Origin of the sequence: Erwinia sp. QL-Z3 (assembly GCF_004551645.1) — a bacterium.
GTDB classification, from domain to species: domain Bacteria; phylum Pseudomonadota; class Gammaproteobacteria; order Enterobacterales; family Enterobacteriaceae; genus Erwinia; species Erwinia billingiae.
In genome coordinates this window covers 1,333,184-1,345,178 of record NZ_CP037950.1, presented here as the reverse complement: position 1 = coordinate 1,345,178, position 11,995 = coordinate 1,333,184, and the positions used below count along the sequence as shown (strand labels likewise).

The window sequence follows — 11,995 nt, the reverse complement described above, 5'->3', positions numbered from 1 at the left end:
TGCGCTGTCTCTCTGAGCAACCTCTCTGAGCCACCCCAGCGGCTGTTGTAGCCAGCATTCTGAACCTGAGAATCAGGTTCTTTACCCTCTGGCCGTTCACATTTGTGATTTTTATGAGGAGAGAATTATGGAATTGAAAGACCCAATGGGAGAGTTGTTATCAAGCCTCGAACATATTGTCTTAACGCGTGAAGTTATCCAGGCCGCTCCCGCATTAAAGGGTGAAGTATCGATACCCGAACCAAAACGCATCAGGGAAATCACCGGCATGGAAATTGACGAATTTGCCCTGGCATTGGGCGTGAGCGTTTCATCGGTTAAGAGTTGGGAAGCCAAGCGGACGAAACCGTCGCGCAGCGCTCAAAAGTTGATGCAGTTGATACAATTTAATCCCTGTCTCAGCAGAGAACTGCTGGGGTAATCCGAAAAACCCGCCATCTGGCGGGTTTTGTGTTTCTGGGGGGGTGAAGGGTTATTTTTTCCAGATATGGACAGACCAGATAGAATCCTGAGCTGCAACCGAGAGGGGTTTGACGCGCATATCACAAAACCAGTTATCCGCCGTTTCCATGAACCCTTCCATAAGATCATTTGACTGCGTTTGGTAATGAGCGTCATGGAGGAGTGCCATCACCAAAGCATCCCTGTTGCTGTTGACTGCGTAAATCAGGTAGGTGTTACTGGTTGCGGTGCGCGGGATTTTTTGAAGATTCCATTTGGCTTCAGAACCATTTTGTCCAAATAGAGTTGTAAAGATAGCTGGCCTGACATGCGCTTTTCGAATTGAGCAAGCCAGAATACCAGGGGCTGGATGATAAGGGCGGGTGAACTGGCTATCCTTGCCAAAACTTAAATGGAAACCTGGGGTTGACCAGTATATTTTGAAGTCCCTTAATGCTGTCTCTAACTCATGCTTTCCCTGGTTTCTTTCACACTCCATCAGGTACTCATAGTTGCCGCTGACATATACATCTCCCTTTAGCATCATGCCCGCTTAAATCCTCTCTTACGTTTATCTTTGTTTTCGTACAAATCGACAAACTGCTGAGAAATTTCCATCGCGCGTTCTTCAGAGATGCCATGACCCGAAGTCACGGGAACACGGACCACCACTCTGGTTGCACTAGCGTAAGCACGTTTTAGTGCACGCGCTTTCCTGTGACGGAGGACTTCGTTGGGTCTTCCCAACGTGGTGCGTTCGAGCACACTTTCCGCAGTCATAAATTTCATATCGGCCATATTTAGCCTCCTGTTACCACTTGCCTAGTAATCATACAATCTTATCACAGATAAAATCCAGCGAACTCGAGGCCTGGATGACGGAGTTAACGGCACAATAATTGTTCGGCTAATGGAAAATGACAAATCCGTGTATGAATGCGAGTCAGATATTCCAATTTACACTTCCGCCTTGCCCTCACCGCTGCATTTCACTACTCTACGCCGCTTTGCAAAACAAGGCGCATCCCCCATGCAGGTATATGGTCTGGCAGCAACGTCTGCGACAACTCCCCTCGAACCTTTTGAATTTCAACGCCGTGAGCTGCAGGCTGGCGATGTGCATATCGATATCCACTACTGTGGCGTGTGCCACTCTGACCTGCATATGGCGCGCAATGAGTGGGGCGTCAGCCAGTTCCCGTTAGTACCGGGTCATGAAATCGTGGGTCGCGTGATCGGCACCGGCAAGGACGTCACCGCGTTTAAGGCCGGCGATCTGGTGGGTGTCGGCGTGATGGTCGATTCCTGCGGACATTGCTCACAGTGCCATCAGGGCGAAGAGCAGTACTGCGAAGCCGGCTTCACCGCAACCTATAACGCGGACGAGAAAACCATCGGCGGCAAAACCTTCGGTGGCTACTCCGAAAGCATCGTGGTCGACGGCAAATTTGTGGTTAACGTTCCGGAAAATCTGCCGCTGAATGCGGTTGCGCCGCTGCTGTGCGCGGGCGTCACCACCTGGTCACCGCTGAAACACTGGAACGTGCAGCCTGGCCAGCGCGTTGGCGTGATCGGTCTGGGTGGCCTGGGCCATATGGCGGTGAAACTGGCGAGCGCGCTGGGCGCGGAAGTGGTGCTGTTTACCACCTCACCCGCCAAAGGTGCCGATGCGCTGCGTCTGGGTGCCAGTAAAGTGGTGGTGTCGAAAGACGCCGCGCAGATGGCGGCCGAAGCCAATAGCCTCGATATGATTCTGGATTGCGTTGCCGCGCCGCACGATCTGGATATGTATCTGCATACGCTGAAGACCAACGGTCATCTGGTGTTGGTGGGCATCCCGGACGCGCCGCACCCGTCGCCAAACGTCACGCCGATTGTCTTTAAGCGCCTGAGCATTTCCGGCACCTCAATCGGCAGCATTCAGGAAACGCAGCAGATGCTGGATTTCTGTGGTGAGCACAACATCGTCTCCGATGTGGAAGTGATTACTCTGGATCAGGTGGAAATGGCGTTTGAGCGGATGCTGAAAGGGGATGTGAAGTACCGCTTCGTGATCGATATGAAAGCCTCTAAACGCGGCTAACGTCGTCGATATCGCGACTAAAGCGATCAAAAAGGGCGGGAATTATCCCGCCCTTTTTATAGGTACCAGCGGATGCAAACACGCCACCCGCTGATTTCACGCTTACTGCAGCAGCGAAATGTCTGCAACCTGCAGGAACAGCTCACGCAGTTTAGCCAGCAGCGTCAGGCGGTTAATCCGCACTTCACGCTCTTCGGCATTCACCATCACTTTCTCGAAGAAGTTGTCGACAGCGGTGCGCAGCTGAGCCAGCTCAATTAACGCATCCTGATAACGGCCTTCTGCAAAGTAAGGCTGCAGTTTGCTGGTCAGCGCGGAGACGTAGGTCGCCAGCTGGATCTCTTCGTTCTCTTTCAGCAGGGACGCCGACACGCTGTCATTCAGCGGCTCGGTAGCCTTGGCGAGAATGTTGGAGACGCGCTTGTTCGCCGCCGCCAGCGTGGCAGCCTCTTCCAGCGTACGGAAGTGCGACACCGCCTTCATACGGGCGTTGAAGTCTGCCGGACGGGTTGGGCGACGCGCCAGCACGGCCTGGATGGTGTCCACGCTGTGGCCTTCTTCCTGATACCAGGTGCGGAAACGACCCAGCATAAAGTCGATCACTTCGTCGACCACCTTGCCGTTGCTCAGCTTGCTGCCGTACAGACGCACGGCTTCTTCGGTCAGCGTTTGCAGATCCAGCGGCAGGTTCTTCTCGACGATAATACGCAGCACGCCCAGCGCGGCACGGCGCAGTGCGAACGGGTCTTTATCGCCTTTCGGATGTTGGCCGATGCCGAAAATACCGGCCAGCGTATCCATTTTGTCGGCGATAGCCAGCGCGCAGGCAACCGGGTTGGACGGCAGATCGTCACCGGCAAAACGCGGCTGATACTGCTCGTTCAGCGCCACCGCCACGTCTTCTGCTTCGCCATCGTGACGCGCATAGTGCATGCCCATCACGCCCTGGGTGTCGGTGAACTCGAAGACCATGTTGGTCATCAGGTCACACTTGGACAGCAGGCCAGCACGGGTCGCATGGTTGACGTCCGCACCGATCTGTCCGGCAATCCAGCCTGCCAGCGCCTGTATACGGTCGGTTTTGTCACGCAGCGTACCCAGCTCTTTCTGGAACAGCACGGTTTCCAGACGCGGCAGGTTATCTTCCAGACGCTTTTTACGGTCTGAGTTGAAGAAGAACTCGGCATCAGCCAGACGTGGACGCACTACCTTCTCGTTTCCGGAGATAATCTGCTGCGGATCTTTCGACACGATATTGGTGACGAAGATAAAGTTTGGCAGCAGTTTGCCCGCGGTATCGTAGACCGGGAAGTACTTCTGATCGCCCTTCATGGTGTAGACCAGCGCTTCGGCCGGCACCGCGAGGAATTTCTCTTCGAACTTCGCGGTCAGCACCACCGGCCATTCGACCAGCGAGGTGACTTCTTCCAGCAGGCTGTCGCTTAAATCTGCCACGCCGCCGATTTCGCGGGCGGCCGCTTCAGCATCGGCTTTAATCTGCGCTTTACGCACTTCATAGTCCGCCTGCACCTTGCCGCGCTCCAGCAGGATCTGCGGGTACTGGTCAGCATTATCGATGGTGAATTCAGGCTCGCCCATAAAGCGGTGACCACGGATGGTGCGGCCAGACGCCACGCCAAGAATGGTCGCCGGCAGACTTTCGTCGCCCAACAGCAGCGTCACGGTGTGAACCGGACGGACAAACTGCACGTCGGAATCGCCCCAGCGCATCAGTTTCGGGATCGGCAGTTTTGCCAGTGAGGTGCTGACCATCGCCGGCAGCAGCGACTGGGCGCTTTCGCCGGTCACCTGGGCGCGATACAGCAGCCATTCGCCTTTGTCGGTGCTCAGACGCTCGGCCTGGTCGACGGTGATGCCGCAACCCCGTGCCCAGCCTTCGGCGGCCTTGGTGGCCACGCCGTTGGCGTCAAACGCAGCGGCAATCGCCGGGCCGCGTTTTTCAACTTCACGATCGGGCTGTGCGGCGCTCAGATTGGCGACTTTCAGCGCCAGGCGGCGCGGCGCGGCATACCAACTCACTGCGCCGTGGGTCAGGCCCGCGGTGTCCAGCTCTGCGGTGAAGTGGGCAGCAAAGGATTCAGCAAGATTACGCAGTGCCTTTGGTGGCAGCTCTTCGGTGCCGATCTCCACCAGAAAAGTTTTCTCAGTCATGGCGGCCTCTTATTTTTTCTTGTTATTGCACATCGGGAAGCCAAGCGCCTCGCGAGACGCATAGTAGGCTTCAGCCACGGCTTTGGTCAGGGTGCGAATGCGCAGAATGTAGCGCTGACGCTCGGTGACGGAAATGGCTTTACGCGCATCAAGCAGGTTGAAGGTGTGGCCCGCTTTCAGGATGCGTTCGTAGGCCGGCAGCGGCAGAGGTTTCTCCAGCGCCAGCAGGCTTTGTGCCTCTTTCTCGTACTGCTCGAAGCAGGTAAACAGGAAGTCGACGTCGGCGTATTCGAAGTTGTAAGTGGACTGCTCCACTTCGTTCTGATGGAACACGTCGCCGTACGTGGTGGTGCCCAGCGGGCCGTCGCTCCAGACCAGATCGTAAACGCTGTCCACGCCCTGGATATACATTGCCAGACGCTCCAGACCGTAGGTGATCTCACCGGTGACCGGCTTGCACTCCATGCCGCCAACCTGCTGGAAGTAGGTGAACTGCGTCACTTCCATGCCGTTCAGCCACACTTCCCAGCCCAGGCCCCATGCGCCCAGCGTTGGGTTCTCCCAGTTATCTTCCACGAAACGAATATCGTGAATGGTCGGGTCCATGCCCAACTCTTTCAGCGAGCCCAGGTACAGCTCCTGAATGTTGTCCGGTGAAGGCTTGATGATCACCTGGAACTGGTAGTAGTGCTGCAGACGGTTCGGGTTCTCGCCGTAGCGTCCATCGGTTGGACGGCGTGACGGCTGAACGTAGGCGGCCGCAATCGGCTCCGGGCCTAACGCACGCAGGCAGGTCATGGGGTGAGAGGTGCCGGCGCCGACTTCCATGTCCAGTGGTTGAACAATGGTGCAGCCCTGGCGAGCCCAGTAATCCTGTAAGGTCAGGATCAGTCCCTGAAAGGTTTTAGTATCAAACTTTTGCATGTTGGATCCGCACGCGATACGAGAGGTTATAAAAAGTGGGCGTCAGTATACCCTTTGACCGCCAGAGTGTCAGCCCGCTGTAACGGGCAATAGCCAGACAGCGCCTCAACAGCCTGGCAGATTGGCGCATTCTGCTGCTGATTACCCCGCCAGGCGCTATCATCAGAAAATCGTATACGTTCTGTCCAGCCGCTTTTTTCGCCGTCAACAGAGAACGGGCGATAATCCCTAAGCAAATGATTTAACACCCCTTTAATTCGAAATCCCACGCACTTTGTCGACCGCGATCACCATACCAGCGTAGCAAAACTGACCGGTTGGTGAAAATTCGCGCGTTGACTTTCGTCTAATCGTATACGAATTTGGCTGCATCAACCGCACGATGAGACGCATATGAAAAAGGCTATTTGCTACCCAGGTATGAATCCGGAAGACCGTCCGATGGGCCCCGCGCCGCTGTCGGCTGCGGTACTGCATGAACCGATGCTGTTCATTTCCGGCCAGGTGGCGATTGACCCCTACACCGCGACCATCGTCGGCAACACCATTCAGGAACAGACCCACCAGGTGCTTAAAAACGTCGGTGACCTGCTGAGCCAGGCTGAGATGACCTTCGACAACGTGGTTCGTGTCACCATTTTCCTCACCGACCTGTCGCTGTTCTCGCAGCTGAACGACGTCTACGCCGGCTACTTCGCCTTCCCGTTCCCGGCCCGTGCCACGGTCGGCATCCAGCTCAACCACCCGGATTTACTGGTTGAGATGGAAGTGACGGCAATGCGCTGAGGCGCGGGAGAACAGCATGCATATTCACATTGAAAACGACCCGGCAGGCCCTGACGCGCTGCAACTGCCGCAGGCCGTGCTGATGCAACGTCTGGAAGCCAACCCGGCGTTGCGCGGACGCTTTACGCTGAGTGAAAACAGCGATCCGCAGCGGATCGCCGACTTTTTACCGGCGGCCGATATCGTCTGGGCCGGCCGCAAATTCCCGCTGTATCAGCATCTGTCATCCGCCTCAACGCTCGGCTGGGTGCAGGTGATGTCGGCGGGCGTGGAGAGCTGGCTGGAGAAGTGGCCAGACGCGGTGCAGCTCACCAATGCTTCCGGCGTGCATGGCGACAAAGGCGCGGAATTTATTCTGATGTCGGCGCTGATGTTCAACTACGGCATTCCCGGCTTTCTGCAGGATCAGGCCGGTCAGCAGTGGCGTCCGACCTTCGGCGGCTGCGCGCGCGGTAAAAAAGTGCTGCTGCTTGGGCTGGGCGGCATCGGGTCAGCCGCTGCGGCGTTACTGACCCGTCAGGGCTATCAGGTAACGGGCGTGACCCGCAGCGGAGAGACCACCGCTGACGTTGCGCGCTGTATCCGCATCGCCGACGGGGATGCCGAACTGGCCGATACCGATGTGCTGGTCTCCACGCTGCCGCTGACGCCTGCCACCGACGGGCTGTTCAGCCGTCAACGGCTGGCGACATTACCGGCGCGTGCCGGGGTGATCATCGCCGGTCGGGCCAGGGTTTTTGACTACGACGCCCTCAGCGACATGCTGACCGCCGGGCAACTGGCCGGTGCCGTACTGGATGTGTTTAACGAGGAGCCGCTGCCGCAAGGCGACGCGCTCTGGCAGTGCCCGCGGCTGATCATCACGCCGCATTGCAGTCTGGACGACCACGGCGCCTATCTCGACGGCTGCCTGACGTTGTTCGAGCAGAACCTCGAACGGTACCTGGCCAAAGAGCCGCTGATAAACCGGGTGAGTAAAAAGAACGGTTATTGATCTTACGCCAACACCAACAAACGCAGTCGAACGTGATTCATTTCTTGCAGGTCATCGCTTCCACACATACCAGCACCAGGGGAATCTTTTAATGAAATTAGCACGCATCGCTTTGTTCGTATCCGGTCTGACCGGCGCACTGGTCTCTCTCTGCGCGCAGGCTGCGGACCCGGTTACACCTTCCGCCGACGCGTTCGGTGCGATGGCGCAGTGTAAAACGCTGCAAACCAAATATCCTTCGCTGGTTGGCAAGGACGTGGTGGTGGGTCTGGGCGGCTACACCAAAGGCTTCGAAGCGCCATCCGCGGCCGATCCTACGGTGATTGAAGGTCTGGACCCGTCGCTGTTCGATCGTATCGGCGGCTGCCTGGGCTTTAAGCATACCTATCAGAACGGTTCGTTCAACGTGCTGCTGACCTCGATCTCCAGCGGCCGTGCCGATATCGGCCCGATGCTGTACGTCACCCCTGAACGTCTGAAGCAGATTGCGTTTGTGGCGTCGGTGCAGGTGCAGGACGGTTCGATCGTCGCCAAGGGCAACCCGAAGAAAATCCTCTCTGCCGATGACCTGTGCGGCAAAACCGTCGCGGCAGCGGCCGGCACTTATGAAGCCACCAAGCTGGTGCCTGAGCAGACGGCAAAATGCAAAGCGGCCGGTAAGCCGGAAGTGGGCATGCTGATGGTGCAAAACACCGACAACAGCATTCAGGCGATCAAAAGCGGTCGTGCAGATATCTATCTGACCGAAGCGGGCTCCGCGCGTGAAATCGCCAAGGCCGACCCAAGCTTCGACACCGCCTTCACCGTCGACCTGCCGATCATGGTCGGTTTCCCAATCGCCAAAGACAACACCGTGATGCGTCATGCGGTGCTGGATGCGATGAAAGTGATCCAGGAGAGCGGCGCGCAGAAAAAACTGCTGGATTACTGGGGCCAGGGCGCCAGCGCCCAGCGTATCGCCGTCGATAAAGGGTAAGCCGTAAGGTCAGTGAACGACCGGCCCTGCGGCGAACGCTGCTGCAGGGCCGGGGTAAGGTAAGCGTCCGACAGCGGGAGAAAGCGCGTGGAGGATTTTCTGAAGTATTTAACCCTGCCGTATCTGTGGCAGGGTGCCGTTATCGCGCTGGAATTGCTGGTGGGTGCGCTGGCAGGTGGGGTGATTATTGGGTTCTTTCTGGCGCTGGCCAGCACCTCCCGCCACTGGATTATCCGTTTTCCTGTGCAGGTCTATATCTATATTCTGCGTGGCACGCCGGTCCTGTTACAGCTGATCCTGCTGTACAACGTGTTACCGCAGTTTGGCCTGCGCTTCAGTCCTTTCCTCAGTGCCTTACTGGCATTGATGATCAACGAAACCGCCTTCTGCGCGGAAATTATCCGTGGCGGCATTCTCGCTACCGATCGCAATCAGCGCACCGCCGCGCAGGCTTTTGGCTATTCACGGACCAAAGAGATGATCCATGTGGTTATCCCGCAGGCGCTGCGTGCCATTCTGCCAACCATGGGCAACGAAGCGGTGGGCCTGTTGAAATCCACCTCGCTGGCCTCGGTGGTCGGCGTGAACGAACTGACCATGCGTGGGCAGACCATCGTTTCCCAGAACTTCCTGTTTATTCCGGTGCTGGTGGCGTCAGGCGGCATCTATATGATCCTCTCCTCGCTGCTGGCCGGCGGCCAGTGGTGGCTTGAGCGTCACTACAACCTTGAAGACCGCGCCCGCCGTGCCCGTCTGCGTCTGGAGAGATTGCCGATGCCGGTGGAGGCCGAAGGGGTCGCGCTGCCGAAACAGCGCTGGGACACCAACAAAGCCGCCACGGTGCTGGAAATCGACAACCTGTGCGTGGAGTACGGCAGCAAGCCGGTGCTGAAGGATCTATCGCTGCATATTCGCCGTGGCGAAGTGGTGGTGCTGCTGGGCCGCTCCGGTTCCGGTAAAAGTACGCTGCTGAAATCGATTCTGGCGCTGACGCCACGCTCCAGCGGCAAAATTGCCACCGAAGGCCACATCATGGGCTACGACGAAAGCGGCCGCGCGCTGCCGGAACGTCTGCTGCCGATGAACCGCGCCCGTTCCGGCATCGGCATCGTCTTCCAGCATTTTGCCCTGTTTGACCATCTGACCGCGCTGGATAATGCCATGAGCATTCCGCTGCGGGTGCAGGGCGTGCAGGAAGAGCTGGCGCGCGCGAAAGGCTTACGTGCGCTGCGGGCGGTGGGTCTGGGTGACTTCGTTGCCAACCTGCCGCACGAGCTGTCCGGTGGCCAGCAGCAGCGCGTCGGCATCGCCCGCGCACTCGCCGCCGAGCCGCGTATTCTGCTGTTTGATGAGCCAACCTCGGCACTGGATCCGGAGCTGGTGCGTGAAGTTAACCAGACCATCCGTAATCTGGCGCAAACCGGCATCACCATGATTATCAGTACCCATGACGTGGCCTTCGCCGCCAGCGTGGCGGATCGCGTGGTGTTCCTGCAGGGCGGCCAGCTGATTGAGCAGGGCCCGCCATCGATTCTGCAGCAGCCGGAAACCGACGCGTTTGCCACCTTCCTGAAACACGAACAGGACCATCAGGAGAGTCACCATGCCTGAGTCAGCCAACGGGCTGCCCTTCCAGCTGGAGACCCGCCAGCGTCTGGGCGAGCCGCTGTACCGCTATATGATGGGCCAGCCGGCGGATGCGCTGCTGAACGCTTGCGACGTCAACAGTCAGGACCTGCAACGCTATCGCCTGCTGCCCCGCGTGATGCGCGCCAACACAGGCATTAATACCCAGGTTGAATTTGCCGGACAGCGTTGGGCGGCACCGCTTGGCGTCGGCGCGTTTGCCGGTGACGCGATTTTCCACCCCGAAGGGCTGCTGCCGATTGCCCGTGCCTGCAAGCGTCTGCAGCTGCCGCTGGCCATCTCTGAGGAGACGGTCACGCCGCTGAAGGAGATTTGTGCGGTGTATGACGGCTGCTGGCTGCAGCTACGCGCGGCGGGCGATCTCTCCCGCATTGCAGAGTTGATCGCCCATGCCGCCGAATGCGGCGCAAAGGGCATTATTCTGACGGTGCTGGCACCGGTTCATCCGGTTGCCGGCCTGCAGCCCGGCGGATTTTCGATTGGCGAGGCGCTGCTGCAGCGCGGCATGAAAACCATCGGTTCCACCGGGCCTGGCGTGCAGGCGTTACCGGCTTTCCCGTGCTGGGGCTGGGACGAACTGCGCCAGGCGTGCGAAATGGCGGCCAGGCATCAGCTGCCGCTGCTGGTAAAAGGCATTCTGCATCCTGACGATGCGGTTGCGGCGCAGAACGTCGGCTGTCAGGGCATCATTGCCTCCAATATCGGCCTGCGCCAGAGTTCGCGCTGGGCCACGCCGGTGCAACAGCTGGCCGCATTGCGTCAGCAGTATCAGGGCGATCTGGTGCTGGATGGCGGCGTGCGCAGCGGCACCGATGCGGTGGTCGCTGCCTGTCTGGGCGCGTCATTATCGCTGGTGGTCCGTCCGGTGATAAGCGCGCTGGTCGCCGGTGGCGAAGAGGCGGTATTTGGCCTGCTGTCGGGCTGGGTGAATGAAATCACCGCCCTCAGCCACTGGTGCGGCGTCAGCGAAATACGCGAGCTGAACCCGTCGTTTCTTACCTCTGCCGGAGAACCCGTCTGATGACGATGCTTTTAACGCTTAACCAGGGCGACCGCAGCGAATCCCGCATTTATTACTGCGCGCAGTATCTGGCCGACAGCCTCGGCCTGTTTGCGAAGCACGGCCTTCGCGTCAACTTCACCACCGCAGAATCCGGCGGTCACACCGTGCAGGGTGGCCAGGTGCCGGCGGTGATCGCGGGCGAGGCCGATCTGACCATTGGCGGCCCGATGGTGATGATGAAAAATTATCAGGAAAACGGCCCGGAGCTGCTGTGCTTTGCTGCTGCGGTGTCTGCCAACCCGTGGTTCCTCGCGGCCGGCAGCGCGGACGGCGGGTTTAGCCTGCAAAGCCTGCGCGGCAAGCGGGTGATTGATGTCGGCAACGTCGGCACGGCGACCCTGAGCTTCACCTGGCTGCTGCGTCAGCACCAGCTTGAAAACGAGGTTGAGCTGATTGCCGGCAGCGGCGACGAAGCGGCCGATATGGCTGCCGTCAGCCGTGGCGAAGCCGATTACGCCTTGCATTCGATGCACGCGCTGGCACCTTATATTGCGCGTGGCGAGCTGCACAGTATCGCCAGCCTGGCACCGCTGTGCGGCGATATTCCGTGGAGTGCCTATATTGCGCGGCGTGACGTGCTGGCCGCCAAACATGCGGCATTCGTTGCCTTTACGGCGGCGATGAACGCCGCGCAGCAGTGGTTGCAGCAGCACAGCGCGCAGGCGCTGGCGGCCCAGGTTCAGCCCTGGTATCCCGATTACCCTGAAGCGGCGCTGGTCACCGGACTGGATGCCTATCTGCAGGCGAAGGTCTTTGCGGCGTCTCCGCTGATGATGCAGGACGATTTCGACCGCTTTGCGCGGCTGCTGACCGATGCCGGCTGGCTGAGCCCGGCAATCCCGGTTCCTTTTGCCGCGCTGGTGGACGTGTCCCTCGCCGCCAGCGTGAAACCTTAACAGGAGAAACGGC

12 protein-coding genes are annotated in these 11,995 nt (G+C 58.7%); 8 read left to right on the top strand and 4 right to left on the bottom strand.

The window, feature by feature from the left end:
• The first annotated feature begins 127 nt into the window (after nt 1-127).
• Complete coding sequence (locus E2F51_RS06855) at nt 128-421, top strand: HTH-type transcriptional regulator (RefSeq protein ID WP_013204512.1); 294 nt, start codon at nt 128-130, stop codon at nt 419-421.
• A gap of 51 nt (nt 422-472) precedes the next feature.
• On the opposite strand, the gene E2F51_RS06850 is transcribed toward E2F51_RS06855, so the two are convergent.
• Together E2F51_RS06850 and E2F51_RS06845 are read right to left on the bottom strand one after the other, a co-directional pair.
• Complete coding sequence (locus E2F51_RS06850) at nt 473-988, bottom strand: type II toxin-antitoxin system YafO family toxin (RefSeq protein WP_134823083.1); 516 nt, start codon at nt 986-988, stop codon at nt 473-475.
• Nucleotides 985-1,239 (bottom strand): hypothetical protein, encoded by a 255-nt coding sequence (locus E2F51_RS06845; protein ID WP_041692165.1) that lies wholly within the window; start codon nt 1,237-1,239, stop codon nt 985-987. Before E2F51_RS06845 ends, E2F51_RS06850 begins: the two co-directional genes overlap by 4 nt.
• Before the next feature lie 232 nt (nt 1,240-1,471).
• Here E2F51_RS06845 and E2F51_RS06840 point away from each other — a divergent pair, with 232 nt between their 5' ends.
• Nucleotides 1,472-2,524, top strand: coding sequence for an NAD(P)-dependent alcohol dehydrogenase (locus tag E2F51_RS06840; protein ID WP_134823082.1), 1,053 nt, complete (start codon nt 1,472-1,474; stop codon nt 2,522-2,524).
• Between the two features lie 102 nt (nt 2,525-2,626).
• Here the strand turns inward: E2F51_RS06840 and glyS are convergent, their stop codons facing one another.
• Together glyS and glyQ are read right to left on the bottom strand one after the other, a co-directional pair.
• Nucleotides 2,627-4,696 carry a glycine--tRNA ligase subunit beta gene (glyS, locus tag E2F51_RS06835; RefSeq protein ID WP_013204508.1) on the bottom strand — a complete coding sequence of 690 codons (2,070 nt, stop codon included), beginning with the start codon at nt 4,694-4,696 and terminating at the stop codon, nt 2,627-2,629.
• 9 nt (nt 4,697-4,705) lie between these two features.
• On the bottom strand, nt 4,706-5,620 hold the full coding sequence (gene glyQ, locus E2F51_RS06830; protein WP_013204507.1) for a glycine--tRNA ligase subunit alpha: 915 nt from the start codon (nt 5,618-5,620) through the stop codon (nt 4,706-4,708).
• 393 nt (nt 5,621-6,013) lie between these two features.
• Between glyQ and E2F51_RS06825 the strand changes: the two genes are divergently transcribed.
• The 6 genes from E2F51_RS06825 (at nt 6,014) to E2F51_RS06800 (ending at nt 11,982) form a co-directional block, all read left to right on the top strand.
• Nucleotides 6,014-6,406 carry a Rid family detoxifying hydrolase gene (locus tag E2F51_RS06825; protein WP_134823081.1) on the top strand — a complete coding sequence of 131 codons (393 nt, stop codon included), beginning with the start codon at nt 6,014-6,016 and terminating at the stop codon, nt 6,404-6,406.
• Nucleotides 6,407-6,422: 16 nt separating this feature from the next.
• A complete protein-coding gene (locus tag E2F51_RS06820; protein ID WP_134823080.1) occupies nt 6,423-7,400 on the top strand; it encodes an NAD(P)-dependent oxidoreductase in 978 nt (325 codons plus the stop codon).
• A 91-nt stretch (nt 7,401-7,491) separates the two neighbouring features.
• Entirely contained in the window at nt 7,492-8,376 is an 885-nt protein-coding gene (locus tag E2F51_RS06815) for a transporter substrate-binding domain-containing protein (protein ID WP_134823079.1), read from the top strand.
• Between the two features lie 87 nt (nt 8,377-8,463).
• Entirely contained in the window at nt 8,464-9,987 is a 1,524-nt protein-coding gene (locus E2F51_RS06810) for an amino acid ABC transporter permease/ATP-binding protein (RefSeq protein WP_134823078.1), read from the top strand.
• The gene (locus tag E2F51_RS06805) at nt 9,980-11,044 is read left to right on the top strand and encodes an alpha-hydroxy acid oxidase (protein ID WP_134823077.1); all 1,065 of its coding nucleotides are present in this window, start codon (nt 9,980-9,982) and stop codon (nt 11,042-11,044) included. The genes E2F51_RS06810 and E2F51_RS06805 overlap by 8 nt, the downstream gene beginning before the upstream one ends.
• Complete coding sequence (locus E2F51_RS06800; RefSeq protein ID WP_134823076.1) at nt 11,044-11,982, top strand: ABC transporter substrate-binding protein; 939 nt, start codon at nt 11,044-11,046, stop codon at nt 11,980-11,982. Before E2F51_RS06805 ends, E2F51_RS06800 begins: the two co-directional genes overlap by 1 nt.
• The last annotated feature ends 13 nt before the right edge of the window (nt 11,983-11,995 follow it).